24 protein-coding genes and 1 pseudogene are annotated in these 20,637 nt (G+C 71.4%); 13 read left to right on the plus strand and 12 right to left on the minus strand.

Annotation, left to right across the window (positions count from 1 at the left end; genetic code table 11):
• Positions 1 to 95 precede the first annotated feature (95 nt).
• Entirely contained in the window at positions 96 to 713 is a 618-nt protein-coding gene (locus tag ACGFSC_RS09945; protein WP_359899610.1) for an XRE family transcriptional regulator, read from the plus strand.
• A gap of 78 nt (positions 714 to 791) precedes the next feature.
• Positions 792 to 1,430, plus strand: coding sequence for a hypothetical protein (locus ACGFSC_RS09950; protein WP_359899608.1), 639 nt, complete (start codon positions 792 to 794; stop codon positions 1,428 to 1,430).
• A 148-nt stretch (positions 1,431 to 1,578) separates the two neighbouring features.
• Here the strand turns inward: ACGFSC_RS09950 and ACGFSC_RS09955 are convergent, their stop codons facing one another.
• Positions 1,579 to 2,106: a GNAT family N-acetyltransferase gene (locus tag ACGFSC_RS09955; RefSeq protein ID WP_359899606.1), complete on the minus strand. Its 528-nt coding sequence runs from the start codon at positions 2,104 to 2,106 to the stop codon at positions 1,579 to 1,581.
• Between the two features lie 258 nt (positions 2,107 to 2,364).
• Here ACGFSC_RS09955 and ACGFSC_RS09960 point away from each other — a divergent pair, with 258 nt between their 5' ends.
• Together ACGFSC_RS09960 and ACGFSC_RS09965 are read left to right on the plus strand one after the other, a co-directional pair.
• The gene (locus tag ACGFSC_RS09960) at positions 2,365 to 2,499 is read left to right on the plus strand and encodes a hypothetical protein (RefSeq protein WP_359899604.1); all 135 of its coding nucleotides are present in this window, start codon (positions 2,365 to 2,367) and stop codon (positions 2,497 to 2,499) included.
• Between the two features lie 536 nt (positions 2,500 to 3,035).
• Complete coding sequence (locus tag ACGFSC_RS09965; RefSeq protein WP_359899602.1) at positions 3,036 to 3,434, plus strand: hypothetical protein; 399 nt, start codon at positions 3,036 to 3,038, stop codon at positions 3,432 to 3,434.
• Between the two features lie 55 nt (positions 3,435 to 3,489).
• Here the strand turns inward: ACGFSC_RS09965 and ACGFSC_RS09970 are convergent, their stop codons facing one another.
• The gene (locus tag ACGFSC_RS09970; RefSeq protein ID WP_359899601.1) at positions 3,490 to 3,747 is read right to left on the minus strand and encodes a hypothetical protein; all 258 of its coding nucleotides are present in this window, start codon (positions 3,745 to 3,747) and stop codon (positions 3,490 to 3,492) included.
• A 131-nt stretch (positions 3,748 to 3,878) separates the two neighbouring features.
• Between ACGFSC_RS09970 and ACGFSC_RS09975 the strand changes: the two genes are divergently transcribed.
• Positions 3,879 to 4,475, plus strand: coding sequence for a TetR family transcriptional regulator (locus tag ACGFSC_RS09975; protein ID WP_359899599.1), 597 nt, complete (start codon positions 3,879 to 3,881; stop codon positions 4,473 to 4,475).
• A gap of 54 nt (positions 4,476 to 4,529) precedes the next feature.
• On the opposite strand, the gene ACGFSC_RS09980 is transcribed toward ACGFSC_RS09975, so the two are convergent.
• Complete coding sequence (locus ACGFSC_RS09980; RefSeq protein ID WP_392862883.1) at positions 4,530 to 5,585, minus strand: Scr1 family TA system antitoxin-like transcriptional regulator; 1,056 nt, start codon at positions 5,583 to 5,585, stop codon at positions 4,530 to 4,532.
• 195 nt (positions 5,586 to 5,780) lie between these two features.
• Here ACGFSC_RS09980 and ACGFSC_RS09985 point away from each other — a divergent pair, with 195 nt between their 5' ends.
• Positions 5,781 to 6,005 (plus strand): hypothetical protein, encoded by a 225-nt coding sequence (locus ACGFSC_RS09985; RefSeq protein WP_359913376.1) that lies wholly within the window; start codon positions 5,781 to 5,783, stop codon positions 6,003 to 6,005.
• Between the two features lie 8 nt (positions 6,006 to 6,013).
• On the plus strand, positions 6,014 to 6,256 hold the full coding sequence (locus ACGFSC_RS09990; RefSeq protein WP_359913372.1) for a hypothetical protein: 243 nt from the start codon (positions 6,014 to 6,016) through the stop codon (positions 6,254 to 6,256).
• A 216-nt stretch (positions 6,257 to 6,472) separates the two neighbouring features.
• On the opposite strand, the gene ACGFSC_RS09995 is transcribed toward ACGFSC_RS09990, so the two are convergent.
• Together ACGFSC_RS09995 and ACGFSC_RS10000 are read right to left on the minus strand one after the other, a co-directional pair.
• Complete coding sequence (locus tag ACGFSC_RS09995; protein WP_359913369.1) at positions 6,473 to 6,919, minus strand: hypothetical protein; 447 nt, start codon at positions 6,917 to 6,919, stop codon at positions 6,473 to 6,475.
• A gap of 52 nt (positions 6,920 to 6,971) precedes the next feature.
• A pseudogene (locus tag ACGFSC_RS10000) lies at positions 6,972 to 7,220 on the minus strand (hypothetical protein); the annotation flags it as partial.
• Between the two features lie 160 nt (positions 7,221 to 7,380).
• Here ACGFSC_RS10000 and ACGFSC_RS10005 point away from each other — a divergent pair.
• From ACGFSC_RS10005 to ACGFSC_RS10025, 5 genes are all read left to right on the plus strand, one after another.
• Positions 7,381 to 7,644, plus strand: a complete 264-nt coding sequence (locus ACGFSC_RS10005; protein ID WP_359913366.1) for a hypothetical protein — start codon at positions 7,381 to 7,383, stop codon at positions 7,642 to 7,644.
• Complete coding sequence (locus tag ACGFSC_RS10010; RefSeq protein WP_359913363.1) at positions 7,616 to 8,140, plus strand: DUF6879 family protein; 525 nt, start codon at positions 7,616 to 7,618, stop codon at positions 8,138 to 8,140. Before ACGFSC_RS10005 ends, ACGFSC_RS10010 begins: the two co-directional genes overlap by 29 nt.
• Positions 8,141 to 8,164: 24 nt before the next feature.
• On the plus strand, positions 8,165 to 9,013 hold the full coding sequence (locus ACGFSC_RS10015) for a helix-turn-helix transcriptional regulator (RefSeq protein WP_359913360.1): 849 nt from the start codon (positions 8,165 to 8,167) through the stop codon (positions 9,011 to 9,013).
• A 124-nt stretch (positions 9,014 to 9,137) separates the two neighbouring features.
• Positions 9,138 to 10,595, plus strand: a complete 1,458-nt coding sequence (locus ACGFSC_RS10020) for an ASCH domain-containing protein (RefSeq protein ID WP_359913357.1) — start codon at positions 9,138 to 9,140, stop codon at positions 10,593 to 10,595.
• Positions 10,592 to 11,014: a low molecular weight phosphotyrosine protein phosphatase gene (locus ACGFSC_RS10025; protein WP_359913354.1), complete on the plus strand. Its 423-nt coding sequence runs from the start codon at positions 10,592 to 10,594 to the stop codon at positions 11,012 to 11,014. The genes ACGFSC_RS10020 and ACGFSC_RS10025 overlap by 4 nt, the downstream gene beginning before the upstream one ends.
• Positions 11,015 to 11,222: 208 nt before the next feature.
• On the opposite strand, the gene bioD is transcribed toward ACGFSC_RS10025, so the two are convergent.
• Genes bioD through bioB form a run of 3 tightly spaced genes read right to left on the minus strand, consistent with a single transcriptional unit; the run spans position 11,223 to position 14,569 of the window.
• On the minus strand, positions 11,223 to 11,957 hold the full coding sequence (gene bioD / locus ACGFSC_RS10030; protein WP_359913351.1) for a dethiobiotin synthase: 735 nt from the start codon (positions 11,955 to 11,957) through the stop codon (positions 11,223 to 11,225).
• Positions 11,954 to 13,258 carry an adenosylmethionine--8-amino-7-oxononanoate transaminase gene (locus tag ACGFSC_RS10035; protein WP_359913348.1) on the minus strand — a complete coding sequence of 435 codons (1,305 nt, stop codon included), beginning with the start codon at positions 13,256 to 13,258 and terminating at the stop codon, positions 11,954 to 11,956. Before ACGFSC_RS10035 ends, bioD begins: the two co-directional genes overlap by 4 nt.
• A 27-nt stretch (positions 13,259 to 13,285) precedes the next feature.
• Positions 13,286 to 14,569 carry a biotin synthase BioB gene (gene bioB, locus ACGFSC_RS10040; protein WP_359913346.1) on the minus strand — a complete coding sequence of 428 codons (1,284 nt, stop codon included), beginning with the start codon at positions 14,567 to 14,569 and terminating at the stop codon, positions 13,286 to 13,288.
• Between the two features lie 282 nt (positions 14,570 to 14,851).
• Here bioB and ACGFSC_RS10045 point away from each other — a divergent pair, with 282 nt between their 5' ends.
• Positions 14,852 to 15,706 (plus strand): hypothetical protein, encoded by an 855-nt coding sequence (locus tag ACGFSC_RS10045; RefSeq protein ID WP_359913343.1) that lies wholly within the window; start codon positions 14,852 to 14,854, stop codon positions 15,704 to 15,706.
• 177 nt (positions 15,707 to 15,883) lie between these two features.
• Here the strand turns inward: ACGFSC_RS10045 and ACGFSC_RS10050 are convergent, their stop codons facing one another.
• The 4 genes from ACGFSC_RS10050 to ACGFSC_RS10065 all read right to left on the minus strand — a co-directional run bounded on the left by ACGFSC_RS10050 (position 15,884) and on the right by ACGFSC_RS10065 (position 20,614).
• Positions 15,884 to 18,376, minus strand: coding sequence for a DEAD/DEAH box helicase (locus ACGFSC_RS10050; RefSeq protein WP_380350683.1), 2,493 nt, complete (start codon positions 18,374 to 18,376; stop codon positions 15,884 to 15,886).
• Between the two features lie 88 nt (positions 18,377 to 18,464).
• Positions 18,465 to 19,127, minus strand: coding sequence for a hypothetical protein (locus ACGFSC_RS10055; protein ID WP_359913338.1), 663 nt, complete (start codon positions 19,125 to 19,127; stop codon positions 18,465 to 18,467).
• Entirely contained in the window at positions 19,120 to 19,875 is a 756-nt protein-coding gene (locus ACGFSC_RS10060) for a hypothetical protein (protein WP_359913335.1), read from the minus strand. Before ACGFSC_RS10060 ends, ACGFSC_RS10055 begins: the two co-directional genes overlap by 8 nt.
• Before the next feature lie 28 nt (positions 19,876 to 19,903).
• Complete coding sequence (locus tag ACGFSC_RS10065; protein ID WP_359913332.1) at positions 19,904 to 20,614, minus strand: hypothetical protein; 711 nt, start codon at positions 20,612 to 20,614, stop codon at positions 19,904 to 19,906.
• Positions 20,615 to 20,637 lie beyond the last annotated feature (23 nt).

A 20,637-nucleotide genomic window follows, 5' to 3' on the forward strand; every position in this document is an offset into this window, starting at 1 on the left:
GGTGAGGGAAGCGCGGTGCTTCGCTACGCTTCCCCGTCCGTCGGTGTGCGTCCCGTACGGTATATCGAACAGTGCCGGGTGAGAAGAGGTCGAGAGTGAACGATGCCGAGGAATCCGTCCGGGGCGTCCTCGCCGCCAACCTGAAGCGGGTGCGGGCCCAGCGCGGACTGTCGCTGTCCGAGCTGTCCCGGCAGGCCGGGGTCGGGAAGGCGACGCTCTCCCAGCTGGAGTCCGGGGCCGGGAACCCGACGCTGGAGACGGTGCTCGGGCTCTCCCGGGTGCTCGGCGTGCCGATCTCCGACCTGGTCGAGGCCCGGCCGGGCGGCGAGGTCACGGTGGTGCGCGCGGCCGAGACCGAGGTGCTCAGCGGGCGGGGCGTCGACCTGCGCCCGCTGCGCCGGATCGAGTCCGGGGACGCGGTGTTCGAGCTGTACGACCAGGTGGTGCGCGCCGGAGCCGCCCAGGACTCCGGGGGGCACACCGGCACCGAGCACACCGTGGTCCAGACCGGCCGGCTGGGCGTGCGGGTCGACGGGCGCGAGATCGAACTCGGCCCCGGCGACTACATCGGCTTTGACGCGGCGCTGCCGCACGCCTACACCGCGCTGGACGGCGAACAGGTCCGCTCGGTGCTGGTGCTGCAGTACCGGGCCGAGCAGCACGGCCACCTCGCGGAACCGGTCCGGCCGGCCTCGTGGGGGCTCTGGCACTGAGCGGGCGGAACGGGTTCGGCCGCGCTGCCCGGCCGTTCGGAATACCGAACGGTTGACCCGTGCGTCATGATGATCACCATGACGGACGCACTCACCTGGCTCGCCGAACCCCAGTCGATCGCCTTCGGCGGCTACAGCGTGGTCCTGGCCCGCGGCCTGGAGCCCGAGGAGCTCGTGGCCCGGATCGCCGAGGAACTCCCGGGGTGCACCGTGCGCCCGCTCGGCGAACTCACGGCGGACGACCTGGTCGAGGAGTACGAACTCGAATTCCCCGGCGACGTCGAGGACATCGGGCTGCACCACGGGCGCAGCGGCGACCTCGCCTTCGCGGTGGTGTACGGCTACTGGCAGGGCGAGCTGAGTGTGTCGCCGTCCGCCTCGCGCGGCGGCGCCGAGGTCTACCACCTGGAGTTCGAGGAGGAGAACGGCAAGCCGGTGCCGCCGTTCTTCCGCGGCTACCGGGACGGCCGGGAGACCTGCTTCCTCAACCTCCACCTGGACGCCAGCTGGGGCCCCGACGGTGTCCGGGGCGAGCCCGCCACCGTCGCCGCCCTGACGGCCGAACTGGCCGCCGCCGGGCTGCCCGACCACGACCGGGAGAGCGACGACCTCCACCGCACCTGCCTGGAGGTGCTCGGCCGCCACTTCGGCCTCACCCTGCCGCGGGCCCTGGTGCTGGACGGCGCGCTCCCGGCGGTCCTGCTGGAGACCGACTGACGGGGCGGTCGGGCGACCGGTCGGCGCCGTTCCGCTGCGAGGCGCCGCGTTCCGCCGCGAGGCGCCGCCGGCGGGAGACCTTGAGGGACGCCCCGTGCGCTGCGCCCCGCGGCCGGCGCCCTGCGCCCCGCGTCCCGTGGCCGTCCCGTCAGCGGTCGGTGGTGCGCAGGTCCAGGTGGTACCGGTCCGACCGGGTGCCGTCCCCGCGGTGCGTCCGCCGGTCGAGGAGGAACCCCGCCCGGTGCGCCACCGCGGTGGAGGCGGTGTTCTCCGGCTCCACCTGGATCACCGCCTCCACGCCGCCCTCGGCGGCCGCGTACCGGGAGGCCAGGAGGACCGCCCGGGTCGCCAGGCCCCGCCCCCTCCAGGAAGGGTAGAGGCCGTACGCGATGTTCACCTGGCCGGGAGCCAGGCCTTCCCCCGCGAACCGCAGGTCGACCGTCCCCGCGAGCACCCCGCCTGGCTCCACGCGGATGCCGAACGCGCGGAGCGGCCCGGAGGCCTCCCACTGTTCCCGGCAGTGGCGGAGGTACGTCTCGACGTCATCCCGTGTGCCGGGGCCGCCGTTGAGCCAGCGGACGAGCGCCTCGTCCTCGCCCAGGAGATGGGCCTCGGCATCGTCCGGGGACAGTGGGGACAGGGTGACGACGCCGTCGGACGGCTTCACTTCCTCCATGCGGTGATTGTCGACACGCCGGCCGCCCCGCGCCAACGGTTTGCCGGAGAACGACGGCGGGGGCGGCCGGCCGGGGCTACCGGTCGGCCGCCCCCTGCCCCGACCCTGCTCCCCCCGGCGGCCACCGAGGAGGGGGCGCGCCGGGCGGGGCGGGGATGCCGAAGGAGTGGTCGGCGTTGTTGCCGTTGTATGCAGTCGTGCGGGCCGGTGAAGGTCACGGACTCGCCCTCGAAGAAGAAGCCCTGGTGGATCGTCCCCATGACGATCAGGTTGGAGGAGTTGCTGGAACAGTTCAGCTCTTCGGTGACCCCGGTGTCCCGGGCGGGCGCGGCGGCGGTCAACGGAGCGTCGACGACCCGCCCGCCGATGGCGGACTTGATGGCCTCCCGGTAGCCGCCGAAGCACTTCGACTGCCCGCCCTCCGCGCTCACCACGCAGTTCCGGGCCGAGCCGCCGGCCGCTGCGGGCCGGGCGACGGCCGTGTCCGCGCCGGACGGGGACAGCGAGGCGCCGCCGCCGCGAGGACGGCACCGGCGTGCTTGAAGGAGCGGGTCATCGTTGATCAACTCCTGTTCCAGATAGGCGACTTGTCGAGCGTCCGCTCTCACCGGAGCGCCTGACGCCGATTCCGTGCCAGCTGGGTGGGCGAGGAGAATCCCAGAAATCTGGGACATGTACGCGTCACCTTTCGGCGCGACGGCCCGTTCGGGCGCGGGAGCCGTCGGCGCGGACTTCGAGGTGTGCGGTCCGGAGCCCGTGCCGGGCCCCGGGGCGTCAACCGGCCGTTCGGGTATCCGCCCTGAGGCGCGAACGGTGCGGGAACGGTCCGTGAATTGTTCCCCGGTCGGGTGAACTGCCCGACCGGCCCCCGGGGCCCTGAGGGCATCATGGGCCGCGACACGGGACCTCGCGGAACAGGGAGTCGACCGATGGGAAGGCCGATGGCGGAGTTCGGCTGCGCGAAGTGCTACGGCGAGGACGAGCAGGCCGTGTGGGGCCGGCAGCGGGAGGGCTTCGAACATGAGGCGGAAGTGGTGGGCGGCTCGCGCTTCGCCGTCAACCTGCGGCGCTGCCTGGGCTGTTCGCAGCAGTTCGTGTGGATCTTCACCGAGGTCGTCGACTGGATGGGCGGGGACGATGCCCAGTACGTGACGATCATGCCGGTGACGGCCGTCGAGGCGAGCGGCCTGAGGAGCGGAACGCTGCGGCCCCAGGACCTCGGCGCCCTCGGCCGCGGCCGCCGCCACCTGAACCACGACTGGCCCACCGGCGGCCCGGCGCGGCTGCAGTGGCGCTCCGGCCGCTTCCTGGTCGCCGAGGGGCGGTAGCTCCTCCGTCCGGTGCCCGGAGCGGTGCGGCGGCTGCCGCCGTTCCGGGTGCTCGCTACTTCCGTCGACCGGGGCGGTGGGTGAGCTTCCTCTCCGCCTTGAGCAGCAGCGGGAGCACCGCGTAGACGACGACCGGGACGACGAGACCGGTCATGACCAGGGTCCGCAGCACCAGCGGCAGGCGCCCGAGGTGGGGGCCGAGCAGGGCGAAGGCGGCGGTGATGGTCGGGTAGACGGCGAGCCAGGTGAGCAGGGCCCTGCGGTGCACGGACGGGGCTGCGGGGGCCGGTGCGGTGATGCTGTCGGTGGTCAAGGCGGTTTCCTCCCGTGAGTGAGCGGCTGGGGGCTTTGGGTGCCCAAAACTCCAACCCGTCGGTTGGAGTTTGGCAGGCGCGCACGCGGATGTCCAACCCTTTGGTTGGAGATTCGCGCTAAGGTGGTGCCATGGCCTGGGACACCGCACGCACGCAGCAACTCCTCCTCGACGCCGCCGTCGAGGAGTTCGCCGAATCCGGCCCGGACGGTGCCCGGATCGCCCGCGTCGCCACCCGGGCAGGAGTGAACAAGGAGCGGATCTACCAGTACTTCGGCAACAAGGAGCAGCTCTTCGCCGCGGTACTGGCGTCCGAACTCGGCAAGCTGGCCGAAGCGGTGCCGCTCACCCCGGCGCCGGGGCTGGAGCTCGGCGACTACGCCGGACGCGTCTTCGACTACCACTCGGCCAACCCGCACTTCTCCCGCCTGCTGGCCTGGGAAGGGCTGCAGCGCGGCACGGAGTCCGAGGCGCTGGCGGCGGAGCCCGAACGCACCGCGCACTACGGGGAGAAGGTCGCCGTCCTCGCGGCCGCGCAGCGGGCGGGCGAGCTGGCCGACGACGTGGATCCGGGACGGCTGATGTTCGCGGTGATCGGCCTGGTGAACGCGTGGTTCACGCTCCCGCAGATGGTGCGGCTGCTCCTCTCCGGCGCGACCGACCCGGCGGCGGACCGGGAGGCACTGGTCACTCTGGTGCGCCGCCTGACGCGGCCTGCGGCGGGGTGAGCGGGCGGAGTGGGCCTCGCCCGGAGCGGGCGAGGCCCACTCCGCCACCACTTCTCAGATGCTGCCGAACTCGCCGGACTTGATGCCGGCGACGAAGGACCGCCAGGCGTCCATGTCGAAGGCGAGCTGAGGGCCGTCGGGGTCCTTGCTGTCCCGCACGGGGAGGATGCCGGAGATGCCCGGTGCGACCTCGATGCACTGGCCGCCGCCGTTGCTGTACGAGGACTTCATCCAGGAGTTGGGCTTGGCGGCTGTGATGGGGAACATGGCGTGGAACTCCTTGAGACGGGTGCGGATGAGGGTCAGCGAGTCCGCACACGAGAGGGCTTGGGCCTGGAGCCAATCGTAAGTCCTGGCGAGGAAGCGGATGTTGTCCTGGTCTTCACGCTCGACGTAGCCCCGTTGGATGGTTTCGAGGTAGGCCATCCATACTCCGTTGGGCGAGGTCAGGAGCGTGAACGGCCAGGTTGTCGGGAGGTCTTCGCCCAGGCTGGACGGCGCGATCTGCAGCATGACGTGCGGGAGGCTCGCCACGCTCTCCAGTCGGCGAAGCTGTTCGGCCATGACGACGGGACCGCCGATGGGCCGCAGGCAGTTCTCCTCCAGGACGATGTGGATCGAGGGGGCGGGTTCCCGGTAGAGCATGGCTTGTCGAGCCATGCGGACGTTCAGGCGTTCGCCGACCTTGTCCTGGGGGATCTCATTTCGTTGGGCGGCGGCATTGATCAGCGCTGAGGCGTAGGCGCGCGTCTGGAGCAGTCCAGGGACGACGTTCAGCTCGTAGATCTTGAAGGCGGTGGCCTTGCGCTCGTGCTCGATATAGGCGAGGAATCCGCCGATCAGAGTACTGCCCTTCGTGCTCCAGTAGAGGAGCTCCAGTGCCTCGCAGGTGTCGAGCACCTTGTCGGACCGCCGGAGGAGGTTCAGCGGAGCGGGACGTGCGCCCGTCTCGATCAGGGAGATGAGCGAGTCGCTGTAGTTGGTCTGCTTGCCGAGTTCGATCTGGGTGAGGCCTCGTGCTTTGCGGAACCGGCGCAGCTGGGCGCCAATGGCCTTGTTGGGGGAGGAGGCCGGGTCAATTTCCTGCTGGGGCAAGGTCATCACGCCCATTCCACAAGGTGTGTTGTCAAAGTCAAGCTCTTCCGATACTAGCTCCGATTGGCCACCCTTGGTGAGGGGATGGCAACAGAGAGAGACTAGTCGGTGAATATGACGAACAATCAAGCTGCTGAAAGCCTCATCCTGCGGCGGAACTTTCCGCCCTGCCGCTGCGCGCAGTGCGGCGACTCCGTCCCCGAGGCGCGGGTGAGCGCTTCCGCCCTGACCCCCGCGGCGCCGCCCGCGCGGCGGGTGGCGCCGCCCTCCAGCCCCTACCGCCCCTCCATCGTCGGCGAGCGGGTCTTCGACGTCCGCTCGGGACGCTGGGCCGCCTTCATGGGGTGGCAGCACGGCCGCGCCTACCTCCGGCCCCTCGGCGGCGGCATCGAGTGGGACGCCGAAGCGCGTTGGATCACCAACACCGAACAGTGAGATGCCCGATGAGCAGCATGATCGACAAGATCACGGCCGAGGATCGTCGCACCGCGGCCGACGTCCTCGACGACCTCCAGGCCGTCCTGAACGCCGCCGACGTGAAACTCCCGTCCCTCGGGATCGACTGGCGCTCGGCCAAGGCCACCGGCGTCGTCCTGATCGACCTCGGGGCCGCCCGGCCGGACGTCATCGAGCGGCTGGTCGTCGTCCTCCGCAGAGGTATGCGGCCGTCGCCGCCGCCGGCGTGATCGTCGTCGGGAGCCTCGCGGTCGCCGCCGTCGCCGCCCTCATGATTCCCGAGGGCGTATCGACCCCGGCGAGTGCCATGGTGTTCGTCCTCGTCTTCCTCGCATCCTCTACGGGCGGATTCGCCTTCGCCGCAGGGTGGATGAGGGCGCACACGTAGCAGCGCGGGCTTCGAGTGCCTTCTCGAAGCCCGCGCCGACTCGCGAATTCCTGTCCCCTCAGGTGCCGTTGAGGGCGTAGCTGCGGAAGGTGGCCAGCAGCGGCAGCACCTCGGTCTTGCTGGGGTCCTCGGTGACGGCCCGCATCGCGTCGATCACGGTGTGGGCGATGATCTTCGTCACCGAGAGGTCCTCCGCCGGGGCGAGGGTGCCCCAGGCCTTCAGGGTCTGGGTCAGCAGGGCGCTCATCCGGGCGCCGATGTTGGAGCTGACGGCGTCGGAGATCTCGGCGATCTCCTCGTCGCTCATGGTGGCGCGCAGCCCGAAGGCGAGCGCCATCAGGGTGTCCATGGCGTGCTCGCCGTACGCGGCGACCAGTGCCGGCAGCGGCCGTTCACCGGTGCCGCCCGCCGCCAGGGCGAACAGCGCCTCGTCGTCGTCCTTCCACGCCGCCTCCAGGGCGGCCAAGGCCCGCAGGGCCTCGTCTGCGGTGAGCCCGTCTGTCATGGAAAGAACGGTATTGAGCCGTCCCGGCTTCCGACAGGGGCGGAAGCCGGGATCACCCCTTCGAGCGAAGCGGGGCCGATTCGGGCCGGTGGACGTGCGCGAAGTGCTCGGCGTCCCAGCTGCCGCCCAGCTCAGGGGCCAGCGAGGCGTACGCCAGGGTGGCGAAGTCCTCGGCGCCGCCCGCTCGTTCCGGCAGGGCGCCGAGCAGGGGGGCGCCGGCGGAGCCGGGCAGGTCGGTCCCGAGCCCGGCCGTCACCTGGTCGGCCAGCGTGTGGCCCTCGTCGTCGTAGCGGACCGGCAACTCCAGCGAGTCCGCAGCCGAAGGCCAGGCCCTGTACCGGGCGGTCGAAGGCGCCTGCTTCGCTGAAGCGTCTGACAAATCAGCCTCGGACGCTGGAAACTGACGGTCACGTCAACTCCAAGCGCGAGAGTGCGCAGGCCGAGTGACAGGAGAGGCAGTCATGGCACTACGGTTCGTGGGGATCGACCCGGAGACGGGCAAGGACCAGAGTCCGACCGTCTGGCTGGATGACGAGTCCGGGGACTTGGTCGTGCAGACCTATGCGGCCGACGAGACCTTGATCGGGAAGGCCCTTGAGGCCGGGCACGGACCCGGCCACGACAACTCGATCCCCGACAGCGAAGTGGTGGTTCGAATTCCGCGCCGGATGGTGCCGATCCTCAGGAGGGCATGCGATGCCGCAGAAGGTTCCGAGCTTCTATGAGCTCCTGGACGCCGCCGAGCACTCGGCCGTCCACCTGGAGATGCGGGACCAGTACGGCATCACGGAGGAGTCCGACGAGATCGCCCGGTGGCAGCGCGGCGAAGCCGTCGACGTGGATCCCGACTCGGAGTACTGGCAGGACTGGACCGAGGCCGTGCGCCGCTCGGTCGCGCGTGGGGTCGTCGTCCGGCGGGCGCGGATCGTGTCGGAGCCGGTGACGACCTACATCCGCTACGAGCACCACATCACCCAGGTGAACGTGGCTGCCGGTGAACGGGTCCGCTGGCTCCCGCGAAGCCAGGCGTCGGACCTCGCCCTCCCCGGCAACGACTTCTGGCTGTTCGACGGAAAGCTGGTGCGTTTCAACCTGTTCGACGGATACGGGAGGGGGTTGGGGCCGCAGCACTCCGACGACGCCGACGTGGCGAGGCTCTGCGCCTCGGCCTTCGAGGCCGTCTGGGAACGGGCCGTCGACCACGAGAAGTACACCGTCTGAGCCCGATCGACGGACCACCGGGCCATGCCTCTCTCTCCGTCGTCAAGTGCCCAGAACGCCCGCGAGACCATCGCCGCCCGCCTGAAGGAACTGCGAAGGGAAGCCGGGCTGTCTGGGCACGGCCTTGCTCTTCTCCTGGGGTGGAGCGAGTCGAAAGTCTCGCGGATCGCCAATGCCAGGACTCCGCCGTCCGATGCGGACATCCGCGAGTGGTGCGAGGCGTGCGGCGTCGTGCATCTGGCCGCGGATCTGGTGGCCGCGAACCGCCAGGCGGGCGAGATGTACGTGGAGTGGAAGCGGCTGCACCGGACCGGGATGAAGCATGCCCAGGAGATGGTTCTTCCCGTGCTGGACCGTAGCCGCCAGATCCGTGTCTACTGCTCGAATGTCGTTCCGGGGATGCTGCAGCGGCGCGAATACGCGCGGGCTCTGATGGCCACCATCACCGACTTCCAGCAGACGCCGGATGACGTCGAAGCGGCTGTTGAAAGCCGTCTCCAGCGCAGTCGCTTCCTTCATGAGGGAAATCGGACCTTCGCCCTCGTGGTGGAGGAGACCGTCCTGCGCTACCTCATCGGAGGCCGCCCAGTCATGGTGGACCAACTGCGCCACCTGCTCGAGGTGATGAGCGCGACCCGGGTCAGCCTCGGCGTGATTCCCTTTACGGCACCTCGCCGGATGTGGCCCCTGGAGGCGTTCTCGATCTTCGACGACCGGCAGGTGAACGCCGAGCTCCTTTCGGCAGCCGTCACCATCACCACGCCCGGAGAGATCACGGCCTATGCCAAAGCGTTCAAGGTCCTCGCGTCGATGGCGGTGTACGGTCCGCAGGCCAGGAATCTGATCGAAGAGGCCATCGCCTCTCTCGGGTGAATTCGTGCAAGACGGTGCAAGAACGTGGCACCGCCCGTAGCCGTCTCCCTACGGTCTATCACGTACCCCCCGCCGCCACCCCACCCCACCCCACTGCACCATCCCGACCCGAGGGAGGCGCACCATGACCGTATCGACGTTGAGCTCCCCGAACACGGTGCTCGCCAACGCCGTTGAGGACGCCGTGGACCTCCTGCGGCCGCGCATCGTGGACTGCGACATCGAAAGCATCGGCTTCTCGGTGGGCACACAGATCAACGGGCACCCGCACCTGGGGACCCACCTGGTCCAGAGCCTCGCCTTCCTCCTGGCGGAGCGGGCCCGCGACGAGTTCGGCATCGACACCAGCGTGGACTTCTGTGCGCTCGACAACTCCCCGGCCCGGACCTTCAGGGTCGACGGCCGGCGCTACCAGCGGGCCTACGCCCACAGCCTGAACGCCGACGAGATCACGGCACTCCTCGCCCGGCACTACCTGCCGCTGTTCGACGCCTGCCGCGCCCGGACGAACGTGCCGTACGCGGTCACCACCTACACCCAACAGCAGGAAACCCCGGCCTTCCGGGCCGAGTTCCTGCGGACGCTGGAGCTCCTGGACGCGGTCGGCAGCTGGCTGTCGCCGAACAGCGGCAGCGCGCACATCCGGCTGCCCTGCCCGGTGTGCGGCTGGGCCGAGAAACACGCCGACCGGACACGGTTGCTGGAACTGGACGAGGCCGGCGGCCTGTTCGAGGCCTTCTGCTTCGAACACGGCCGCTACGAGGCCGACATCACGCCGCTGGGCGGCGGCTACCTCGACCTGGCCACCCTCTACCGCAACGTCGTCAAGGAACGCTCCTACCGGCCCGGCGACCGCACGCTCCACGTCATGGTCAAGGGCGGCGACTGGGCCTTCGGGTGCCAGCTCGTCGACGGCGCACACGCCGCCCTCGGCCTGTCGTGCGGCCCTCTGCCCGTCCGGATCTTCACCCCCCAGATCCTCGGCAGCGACGGCGGCAAGCTCTCCAAGAGCCTGCTGCGCGAAACCGCCGAAGCCGGGCCCGCCACCCGGGACGAGACCACCCCCGCGTGGCTGCTCGACCCCTCGGAGTGGCCCGGAACCCAGGAGGACTACGTCGAAGCGCTGACGGGTCTCGGCGAACTCGTGCTGAGCGACCCCAGGCACTTCTTCCGGTCCTACACCACAACCGCATTGGAAGCCCTGATGAGCACCCGCCGGCCCGCCACGTACGACTCCCGGGCGATGCGCCCCCGCAACATGCCGATCTACCGGCAGTACTTCGACCTGATCGCCTCCGGCGAGAAGACCGTCGAGGTCCGCGTCGCCTACGAGTCGATGAAGCGGATCAGGGTCGGGGACCGGATCAACTTCACCTGCCGCAAGTCGAGTTGCCTGACCCGGGTCACCCGGATCGGGAAGTACCGCACCTTCGAGGAGATGTTCGGCACCGAGCGGGTGGAGTCCGTGAACCCGAGGGCGACCGAGGCCGAACAGCTCGAAGCGATCCACGCCATCTTCCCGCCCCACAAGGAAGCGCTGGGCGTGCTCACCTTCGAGATCGAGCGGGTGGACCCCGAGTGAGCCCGACCCGCCGCAACGTCCTGGTGATCTGCAAGGGCAACCACTGCCGGTCCCCGATCGCCGCGCTGATCATCGCCGAGCGGTCCGGCGGAACGCTCGACGTGCGCTCGGCCGGCACCCGGAACTGGCACGTCGGCAAGCCCGCCCACCCGCTCATGATCCAGGCCGCCGCCGGCTTCGGCTACGACCTCACCGGGCACCGCGGAGTCCTCCTGAACCAGGAACAGCTCGACTGGGCGGACGACCTGCTCGCGATGGACGAGGAGACCGCAGGAACCGTCCAGGCCCTCGTCGACCCGGACCGGCCGGTGCACGTCCTCGGCTCCGGCATCGCCGACCCCTGGGGCGGCGCCCGGGAGGACTTCGACACGGCCGTCTCGGAGATCCAGGACGCCACGAGGCTGTTCTACGCCGCTTAGCGGCACCGCAGGTTCCGGCCGCTCCCGACGCCGGTCGCCGCCAGGGCGGTCAGTGCGTGTTGTCGTCCCTCCGTGCCGCCTCCAGGGCGGCCAAGGCCCGCAGGGCCTCGTCTGCGGTGGGACCGTCTGTCATGGAAGGAACGGCATGGGCCGACAGCCGCACTGAGAAGGTTCCGGGATCGGCCTCACACCCTCGACGAAGCCCGGCCTAATCGGGCCGGTGGGCGTGCGCGAAGTGCTCGGCGTCCCAGCTGCCGCCCAGCTCAGGGGCCAGCGAGGTGTACGCCAGAGTGGCGAAGTCCTCGGCGCCGCCCGCTCGTTCCGGCAGGGCGCCGAGCAGGGGGGCGCCGGCGGAGCGGGGCAGGTCGGCCAGGTTGCAGCGCTCGGCGAGGCCGGGCTCGGCGGGCCAGGAGCCGACGAGTACGCCCGCGAGCGGCAGGCCCCGGGCCGCCAGGGCCTCCGCGGTGAGGGAGACGATGTTGAGCGTCCCGAGCCCGGCGGAGGCGATCAGCAGGACCTCGGCCGGAAGCCCGGCGTCGAGCACCGCCCGGGCCTGGTCGGCGAGCGTGCGGCCCTCGTCGTCGTAGCGGACTAGCAGCCCGCCCGCGCCTTCCACCAGGACCAGGTCGTGTGTGGAAGCCAGCTCGGCGACCTCGGACACCACCTCGGTGGGGGAGAGGTACGGCATCCCGGCCCGTCGGGCGGCGGTGTCGGGCGCCAGCGGCTCGGGGTAGCGCACCAGCTCACGGATCGTCAGCTCGCCCGCCAGGCGCCGGACTTCGGCTGCGTCGCCGGGCTCCTCGGCCGTCACGCCGGTCTGCCCGGGCTTGAGCACGGCTACCTTCAGCCCGGCCCGCAGCGCCGCCGAGGCGACGGCGGCCGTGGCAACGGTCTTGCCGACGTCCGTGTTGGTCCCCGTCACGAAGAGGATGCGCGCGCTCATCCCTTCACCGCCGCGGCGGTCACGGCGGCAGCGATCCGTGCCACGTCCTCGTCCTCCGTCACATAGGGGGGCATCGTGTAGATCAGGTCCCGGAAGGGCCGCAGCCACACGCCTTCGCGCGCCGCCGCCTCGGTGGCCGCCGGGACGTCCACCGGGTGGTCCAACTGCACGACGCCGATGGCCCCTTGGACCCGTACGTCGAGTACGCCGGGGACGTCCGCGGCCGCCGCGAGACCCTCGGTCAGCCCGGTCCCGATCCGCTTGACCTCCGTCGACCAGTCCTGCCCGAGCAGCAGCTCCAGCGAGGCGTTGGCGACCGCGCAGGCCAGCGGGTTGCCCATGAACGTGGGCCCGTGCGCGAGCACCGGCACCTCGCCGCGGCTGATCCCGTCCGCGACCTCGCCGGTGCACAGGGCGGCGGCCAGCGTCAGGTAGCCGCCGGTCAGCGCCTTGCCCAGGCACATCACGTCCGGCGAGACGCCCGCGTGGTCGGCGGCGAACAGGGCGCCGCTGCGCCCGAAGCCGGTGGCGATCTCGTCGAAGACCAGCAACACCCCGTAGCGGTCGCACAGTTCGCGCAGCATCCGCAGGTAGGCGGGGGAGTGGAAGCGCATCCCGCCCGCGCCCTGGACCACCGGTTCGACGATGACGGCGGCCAGCTCGTCGGCATGACGCGCCATCAACTCCTCGAACCGAGCGGCGTATTCGGGGTCGAGCGGAGCGTCGAACCCGGCCGGCGGCTCCGGGGCGAACAGCTGGCCGGGCAGCACCCCGCCCCACAGGTGGTGCATCCCGCCGTCCGGGTCGCACACCGACATCGGGTGGAAGGTGTCCCCGTGGTAGCCGCCGCGCCAGGTGAGCAGCCGGCGCTTGGCCGGCCGCCCGATGGACTGCCAGTACTGGAGGCACATCTTCATCGCGACCTCGACGGCCACCGAGCCCGAGTCGGCGAGGAAGACGTGCCGCAGCGGCTCCGGAGTGATCTCCACCAGCCTGGCGGCCAGCCGGACGGCGGGCTCGTGGGTGAGCCCGCCGAACATCACATGGCTCATCCGCCCCAGCTGCTCGCGCACCGCCTCGTCCAGCACCGGGTGCCGGTAGCCGTGGATCGCCGCCCACCAGGACGACATCCCGTCGACCAGCTCGCGCCGCCCGCCCGCGACCGGCTCGGCCAGGCGCAGCCGCACCCCGGAGGCGGACTCGACCACGTACGGGGTGACGGTCCCGGGCATCGGCCCGTACGGGTGCCACACATGGGCGCGGTCGAGGGCGAGCAGGTCGGCCGCGGACGGCTGGAGCATGGTGCGTTCTCCGGAGGGTCGGAACTGTCAGGCGTTGGGCGCGAGTTCGGTGCCGGCGCCGCGGCGGCGGACCTTGACGAGGTCGCTGCGGAGCTCGTCCTCGGCGCCGGATCCGGCGACGGCCGCCGGGGAGACGGTCTCCGAGGGGACGGTCTCCGAGGGGACGGTCTCCGGGGCGGAGGCGTCCGAGGCGGAGGCGTCCGAGGTGTGGGCGTGCCCGCCGCAGGGCCCGCAGCCGCCGCCGCTGCCGCAGGCCGAGGCCGCGGTGCCGCAGCCGCCGCCCGCCCGGTCTGCCTCGGCGACGTCCGCGCGGTGGCGCGGCAGGGTGGCCTCGCCGGCGCCCTCGACCTCGAAGCCGGCGTCCTTGATCATGTCGAGGTCGGTCTGCCCGGCCTGGCCCTCGCTGGTCAGGTAGTCGCCGAGGAAGATGGAGTTGGCGATGTGCAGGCCGAGCGGCTGCATCGAGCGCAGGTGCACCTCGCGCCCGCCGGCGATCCGCACCTCGGTGTCCGGGTTGACGAAGCGGACCATCGCCAGGATGCGCAGGCAGCGCTGCGGGGTGAGGTTCCACTCCTTGGCGAGCGGGGTGCCCTCGAACGGGATGAGGAAGTTGACCGGGACGGAGTCCGAGCCCAGGTCGCGCAGGGCGAAGACGACGTCGACCAGGTCCTCGTCGCTCTCGCCCATGCCGGCGATCAGGCCGGAGCAGGCGGACAGGCCCGCGCCGTGGGCCTTCTGCACGGTGTCCACCCGGTCCGCGTAGGTGTGGGTCTTGGTGATGGTCCCGTAGGTGCCCTCGGAGGTGTTGAGGTTGTGGTTGTAGGCGTCGGCGCCCGCCGCCTTGAGCCGCTCCGCCTGGTTGTCGGAGAGCAGGCCGAGGCAGACGCAGATCTCGACCTCCGGGTCGGCGTCCTTGATGGCGGCCATGGTGTCGGTGACCCGGTCGATGTCGCGGTCCGTCGGACCGCGGCCGCTGGCGACCAGACAGACCCGCTTGGCGCCGCCGGCCACCCCGGCGCGGGCCGCGTCGGCGGCCTGGTCGGGCTTGAGCCAGGTGTACTTGAGGATCTCGGCCTTGGACCCGAGCCGCTGCGAACAGTACGAGCAGTCCTCCGGGCAGAGCCCGCTCTTCAGGTTCACCAGGTAGTTGAGCTTGACCCGGCGGCCGAACCAGCGGCGGCGCACCTTGCCGGCCGCGGCGACCACGTCGAGCAGCTCGTCGTCGGTGGTGGCGAGGACGGCCAGGGCCTCCTCGCGGGTCGGGACTTCGCCGCGCAGGCCCTTGGCGGTGAGGGTATCGAGCAGATCCATGGGGCCGATCCTGCCTGGTGGTGATCGAGCGGCGCCAGAGCAAACCCGCCAGAAGATCGGTGTGAGGATGTGCCGATTGCCACAGTGTCGAAGGTCACGGCTCCGCCGCTGGTCACGCGCTTGACGCGAGGTCGGGCCAGAGGTTACCGGTGGGTAGGGAGCGAGTGGTGAACGGGCGGCGAGGGTGGCGCCGGGCCGGTGGCCGAGGCCTGCGGCGGACGATGATCCACAACCCCCGACCCCGTGATCCACGCCACCCCCGGGGTGCTTAGAATCTGCGCCATGACCACGCAGGGGGAGCGCACCCCGACTCCGGGAGAAGGCCGGGAAGGCCGGGCAGAGCAGCGGATCGGCGGCGACGCCGACACCGATGGGGGGACGGACCGCAGGCGGGGCCGTCGGCTGACGGTCCGTCGAACGGCCGGGTGGATCGTCGTCGTCGGGGTGGTCGCGGCCGGGGGATGGATCATCACCCGCCCGATGCCCGGCGACTACATACCCGGGCTCGGCCCGTCCAGCAAGGACGCGACCGCGACGCCGAAGGTGGTCGGCGCCCCGCCGCCGCGCACCGACCCCGAGGCCCTCAACGTCGACAACCTCTTCCCCGCCCAGCGGCCCGTCGAGGTCGGCGCCTTCAAGGCGCGGCGCAACGGCGTCCGGCAGGGCGAGAACTGCGCCGAAGTGCTCCAGGACCGCGCCCAGGACCCGCTCAAGGACACCGGCTGCCAGAGCTACCTGACCGTCAGCTTCAGCGGCCAGGACCGCCCGGTGCTCAGCAGCGTCACCTTGCTGCGCTTCCCCGACCAGCCCTCCGCCGCCAGGGCCGCCGACGCCCTGCGGGCCAAGCCCGGCGCGGTCGCCTTCATCCTCGCCGACACCACCACCGCCCCCGCCCAGCCGCCCGGCGGCGCCCGGACCGGCGGCGAGCCGCGGATCGAGGCGGTCGGGCACTACGTGACCGTCACCAGCTCGCGCTCGGGCGACGGCCGGCCGGCGGCCACCACCCCCGGCGGCACCGGGGCGCCGGCCACGCCGCTCCCGGGGGCCACCGGCACGGCGCCCAGCAGCGAACAGACCCTGGACGAGGCCACCCGCGCGCTCTCCTACGCGGCGGGCTCGCCGTTCGCCTGGATGTGACGGCGGCGGCCTGACGGCGGCCTGTGACGGTCCGACGGCGGCCCGATGACGGCGGCCTGACAGCGGCCCGATGACGAATCCCCCCGGAAGCCGCGGCCTCCGGGGGGATTCGTCATCGTCAGGACCGGACCCGTGGCCGGGCCCGTGACCGGACCCGTGACCGGACCGGGATCAGGCTCAGCCGCCGAGCCGGTCCACCGCGGTCACCCGCAGCACCGCCCGGCCCTCCTCGTCCGAGCCGTACAGGTCGACCTCGGCGCTGATGCCCCAGTCGTGGTCGCCCTCCGGGTCGTCGAAGATCTGCCGGACCCGCCAGGAGGAGTCCTCCTCCTCGATGATCAGCATCTTGGGGCCGCGCGCGTCCGGGCCGGTGCCGAGGTCGTCGTACTCCTCCCAGTACCCGTCCATGGCGTCCGCCCAGCGGTCCGCGTCCCAGCCGTACTCGCCGTCCAGCTCGGCGAGCTCCTCGTAGTGCTCCAGCGCGCACAGCTCGACCCGGCGGAACATCTCGTTGCGCACCAGGACGCGGAAGGCGCGGGCGTTGGCGGTGACCGGCGCCGGCTTGTCGTCCAGCCGCACCTCGGCGGACTGCGGCTCGGTCGGGTTGGCCAGCTGCTCCCACTCGTCCAGCAGGCTGGAGTCGACCTGGCGGACCAGCTCGCCGAGCCAGGCGATGACGTCCTTGAGGTCGTCGGTCTTCACGTCCTCGGGGACGGTCTGCTCCAGCGCCTTGAACGCGCCGGCCAGGTAGCGCAGCACGATGCCCTCGGTGCGGGCCAGCTCGTAGAAGCCGACGTAGTCCGAGAAGGTCATCGCCCGCTCGTACAGGTCGCGGACCACCGACTTCGGCTGCAACTGGTGGTCGCCGATCCACGGGTGCGCCCGGCGGTACACCTCGTAGGCGTGGGTGAGCAGCTCCTCCAGCGGCTTCGGGTACGTGATCTCCTGGAGCCGCTCCATCCGCTCCTCGTACTCGATGCCGTCCCGCTTCATCTCGCCGACGGCCTCGCCGCGCGCCTTGTTCTGCTGGGCGGCGAGGATCTGGCGCGGGTCGTCGAGGGTCGCCTCGACGACCGAGATCACGTCCATCGCGTACGAGGGCGAGGTCGGGTCGAGCAGCTCGAAGGCGGCCAGCGCGAAGGTGGACAGCGGCTGGTTGAGCGCGAAGTTCTCCTGGAGGTCCAGGGTGAGGCGGACGATCCGGCCCTCGGAGTCGGGCTCCGGCAGCCGCTCCACCACGCCGCCCTCCAGCAGCGAACGGTAGATGGCGATCGTGGTGCGGATGTGCCGGCGCTGCGCGGCCCGGTCCTCGTGGTTGTCGGTCAGCAGCTTGCGCATCGCCTCGAAGGCGTTGCCCGGGCGGCCGATCACCGACAGCAGCATCGCGTGGCTCACCTTGAACCGGGAGACCAGCGGCTCCGGGTCGGCGCCGATCAGCCTCTCGAAGGTCTCCTCGGTCCAGCCGACGAAGCCCTCCGGCGCCTTCTTGCGGACCACCTTGCGCTTCTTCTTCGGGTCGTCCCCGGCCTTGGCGATCGCCTTGTCGTTCTCGATCACGTGCTCCGGCGCCTGCGCGACCACCTGGCCGACGGTGTCGAAGCCGGCCCGGCCGGCCCGGCCGGCGATCTGGTGGAACTCGCGGGCGCGCAGGATGCGCACGCGCTGCCCGTCGTACTTGGACAGGGCGGTGAACAGCACCGTGCGGATCGGCACATTGACGCCGACGCCGAGCGTGTCGGTGCCGCAGATGACCTTCAACAGGCCCGCCTGGGCGAGGCGTTCGACCAGCCGGCGGTACTTCGGCAGCATGCCCGCGTGGTGCACGCCGATGCCGTGACGCACGAAACGGGACAGGTTGCGGCCGAACTTGGTGGTGAAACGGAAGCCGCCGATCAGATCGGCGATGGCCTCCTTCTCCGCCTTCGAGCACATGTTGATGCTCATCAGCGACTGGGCCCGCTCCACCGCCTCCTTCTGGGTGAAGTGCACGACGTAGACCGGCGCCTGGCCGGTCTGCAGCAGCTCCTCCAGGGTGTCGTGCATCGAGGTGCGGCGGTACTCGTAGAACAGCGGCACCGGGCGGGTCGCGTTGCGCACCACCGTGGTCGGACGGCCCGTGCGGCGGGTCAGGTCCTCCTCGAAACGGCGGACGTCGCCGAGCGTCGCGGACATCAGCAGGAACTGCGCCTGCGGCAGCTCCAGCAGCGGGATCTGCCACGCCCAGCCGCGGTCCGGCTCGGCGTAGAAGTGGAACTCGTCCATGACCACCTGGCCGATGTCCGCCCGGCTGCCGTCGCGCAGCGCGATCTGGGCCAGCACCTCGGCGGTGCAGCAGATGATCGGCGCGGTCGGGTTCACGCTCGCGTCGCCGGTCATCATGCCGACCTGCTCGGTGCCGAACATCTTCACCAGGTCGAAGAACTTCTCCGACACCAGCGCCTTGATCGGGGCGGTGTAGAACGTCCGCTGCCCGTCCGCCAGCGCCGCGAAGTGCGCCCCCGCCGCCACCAGGCTCTTGCCCGACCCGGTCGGCGTCGCCAGGATCACGTTGTTCCCCGACACCAGCTCGATCAGCGCCTCCTCCTGCGCCGGGTACAGGGTGATCCCCCGATCCTCCGCCCAGGCTGCGAACGTCTCGTACAGCGCGTCGGGGGTGGCGGGCTTCGGCATCAGATCAAGGAGGGTCACCCGGCTATCTTGCCTGCTCGCCGCCACCCCCGGCAAAGCCCGGGGCCGCGACGGGCCGGTCGGGAGGCCGTCAGAACGGCGCGGCGGGTGCCCGCGCGGCCAGCTGCGGGTCGTTCGTGCAGCCCTGGGCGCGAACCAGCTCCCTCGCGGTGCGCAGGGCGGCGGCGATACGGATCCGGTGGACCTCGGTGACGGGGGTGTCCGAGGACCAGCGGTCGCCGGTGATCGTGACCAGGCGGTACGGCCGGCCGGAGGGCTGCCCGTCCGTGTCCAGGTAGTCGCAGCGGACCAGCAACTGCACCGTGCCCTCGTGGAACAACCAGCCCTGGGCTCCCGGGCCGAAGTCCAGCGGCGCGGGGCGGATCGGCTCCCAGCCGGTCGACTCGGCCTTGGTCTTGGCCTGCCGGAACTTCTCGTCACGATTCTCGGTGGAGATCTTCGCGACCGCGTGGTTCAGCGGATTGTCGTCCTCCCACGTGACGTCGCAGGCGGCGTCGTGGGAGTACTCCCGGTCCGTGAGCGCATTCCGGTCCTGCCATGCGACGGCCTTGTGTCCCTTGCCCACCAGGGCGGCCAGGTCGTCATGGGTGAACGCGTTCCAGCAGGCGCTCTGCGGCACGTCCACCCCCTGCCAGGGCTTGACGTACCAGAGCCCGCCGCCGACCCCGGCCACGAGCACCGCAGCGCCGAGCGCGATCGGCAGGACACGACGCCGGCGCGGGCGCTCAGCCACCGGCCTTCCCCTTCGACAGCTCCGGCACGGCGGGGGCGGCGGCGGGCAGCTGCACCTGGTTGGTGCACCGGTACTCGGCGGCGGCGACCCGGGCGACCTTCAGCGCGGCATCGGCGTACGCCTGGCGGGCCCCGGCCGGCGAGGCGCCGTCCACCGGGTCGCCCCCGGCCTCCACGCGGACGTACGGCGGGGCCTTCAGGTCGGGGCGGTCCCCGGGCGGCACCTGGAAGTCGCAGCGCACGTAGAGCCGGACGAAGTGATCCGAATCGTCGCTGGCCAGCCCCACCGCGCCGGGGCCGAAGTCCAGGTCGGCGACGGCGTGGTGCTCCCCGGTGTCCCGGGCGCGGTCGGCGTCCACCCCGTCCCAGGCGGGGTAGACCCGGACGTCGAGGAGGAAGCCGCCGGAACCGTCGTCCCCGTTCCAGACGACCCGGCAGTCGGTACTGCGGACCCGGGGCTCGTCCGGCACGGCCGGCGTCTGGAGCCGGGCCCGCGGCACGGCCTCGTACACCTTCCCGAACCGCCCGGCCAGCGGCTTCAGGTCATCGCGTGACAGCGCCGACCAGCAGGCGCTCTGCGCGATCTCCAACGACCGCCACGGCTGCCAGGCCCACAGCCCGCCCCCCACGGCGGCGGCCACCGCGAGGCCCCCGGCCAGCCACGGCAGCACCCGGGGCCGCCGCCACCACGGCGGTGGCGGCGGCGGGTCGTCGGGCGAGCGCGGGATGATGTGTGCGACGTCGACCACGGTTCAGTCAGCTCCTGTTGTCCGGGTGCTAGGAAGCGACGCGGGGGGCGGTAGCGGTCAGCGTCATGGTGTTCCGGCACTCGTACGCGGTCGCGGCGGCTCTGCCGATCTTGAGGGCGATGTCCGCATACGCCTGATGGGCCTTGCCGAGGGAGGCGCCGTGGACGATGTCCCCGGAAACCAGCACGCCGAAGTACTTCGGCGGGGGCTGGTCGCTGTCGTCCCTCGGGGCGTCGAAGTCGCACGGCACGTAGAGCCGGACCGACGCGTTCCCGGGGACGATGCTGCTGGCCGTGACCCACCCGGTCGCGCCGGGGCCGAAGTCGAGCGGGGTGACCGATCCGCCGCCGGCGTCGTTCTTCCGGTCGGCGTCGATCCGGTCGCGTGCCGGTCGCACCTCCGCGTCGAGCAGGATGGTCGCGTCCGGCCACATGACGCGGCAACGGGAGTCACGGCTCCCCGAGGCGGGCTTCGCCGGGGTTGCGATCTCGCGGGACGGCCGGGGCTCGGTGGCCTTCCCGTCCGGGCCCGTCAGCGGCTTGAGGTCGTTCGCATCCAGTACCCCCCAGCACGCGCTCTGTGGCAGCTCCACCGACTGCCACGGCTTCCAGGCCCACAGCCCGCCGCCCACGGCGGCGGCCACCGCGAGGGCGACGACGGCGTGCCAGGGACGGACCCGTGATCGGCGCGGGGACGGGTCTTCCGGGGACGGCGGGATGATGTGGGCGACGTCAACCATTTCTCAGCGCTCTCGGTCGTGGC

Source organism: Kitasatospora sp. NPDC048715, from assembly GCF_043198905.1.
In the GTDB taxonomy this organism is placed as follows: Bacteria; Actinomycetota; Actinomycetes; order Streptomycetales; family Streptomycetaceae; genus Kitasatospora; species Kitasatospora lactacystinica.

Excerpts from the sequence above, each read along its gene's own strand:
- bioD (WP_359913351.1), bottom strand. The coding sequence starts at position 11,957 with ATGAGCGCGCGCATCCTCTTCGTGACGGGGACCAACACGGACGTCGGC.
- ACGFSC_RS09950 (WP_359899608.1), top strand. The coding sequence starts at position 792 with ATGACGGACGCACTCACCTGGCTCGCCGAACCCCAGTCGATCGCCTTC.
- bioB (WP_359913346.1), bottom strand. The coding sequence starts at position 14,569 with ATGGATCTGCTCGATACCCTCACCGCCAAGGGCCTGCGCGGCGAAGTC.
- ACGFSC_RS09965 (WP_359899602.1), top strand. The coding sequence starts at position 3,036 with ATGGGAAGGCCGATGGCGGAGTTCGGCTGCGCGAAGTGCTACGGCGAG.
- ACGFSC_RS10050 (WP_380350683.1), bottom strand. The coding sequence starts at position 18,376 with ATGCCGAAGCCCGCCACCCCCGACGCGCTGTACGAGACGTTCGCAGCC.
- ACGFSC_RS09975 (WP_359899599.1), top strand. The coding sequence starts at position 3,879 with ATGGCCTGGGACACCGCACGCACGCAGCAACTCCTCCTCGACGCCGCC.
- ACGFSC_RS10015 (WP_359913360.1), top strand. The coding sequence starts at position 8,165 with ATGCCTCTCTCTCCGTCGTCAAGTGCCCAGAACGCCCGCGAGACCATC.
- ACGFSC_RS10065 (WP_359913332.1), bottom strand. The coding sequence starts at position 20,614 with ATGGTTGACGTCGCCCACATCATCCCGCCGTCCCCGGAAGACCCGTCC.
- ACGFSC_RS09990 (WP_359913372.1), top strand. The coding sequence starts at position 6,014 with ATGAGCAGCATGATCGACAAGATCACGGCCGAGGATCGTCGCACCGCG.
- ACGFSC_RS09980 (WP_392862883.1), bottom strand. The coding sequence starts at position 5,585 with ATGGGCGTGATGACCTTGCCCCAGCAGGAAATTGACCCGGCCTCCTCC.
- ACGFSC_RS09995 (WP_359913369.1), bottom strand. The coding sequence starts at position 6,919 with ATGACAGACGGGCTCACCGCAGACGAGGCCCTGCGGGCCTTGGCCGCC.
- ACGFSC_RS10010 (WP_359913363.1), top strand. The coding sequence starts at position 7,616 with ATGCCGCAGAAGGTTCCGAGCTTCTATGAGCTCCTGGACGCCGCCGAG.
- ACGFSC_RS10005 (WP_359913366.1), top strand. The coding sequence starts at position 7,381 with ATGGCACTACGGTTCGTGGGGATCGACCCGGAGACGGGCAAGGACCAG.
- ACGFSC_RS09955 (WP_359899606.1), bottom strand. The coding sequence starts at position 2,106 with ATGGAGGAAGTGAAGCCGTCCGACGGCGTCGTCACCCTGTCCCCACTG.
- ACGFSC_RS10020 (WP_359913357.1), top strand. The coding sequence starts at position 9,138 with ATGACCGTATCGACGTTGAGCTCCCCGAACACGGTGCTCGCCAACGCC.
- ACGFSC_RS10035 (WP_359913348.1), bottom strand. The coding sequence starts at position 13,258 with ATGCTCCAGCCGTCCGCGGCCGACCTGCTCGCCCTCGACCGCGCCCAT.
- ACGFSC_RS10045 (WP_359913343.1), top strand. The coding sequence starts at position 14,852 with ATGACCACGCAGGGGGAGCGCACCCCGACTCCGGGAGAAGGCCGGGAA.
- ACGFSC_RS09960 (WP_359899604.1), top strand. The coding sequence starts at position 2,365 with ATGACGATCAGGTTGGAGGAGTTGCTGGAACAGTTCAGCTCTTCGGTG.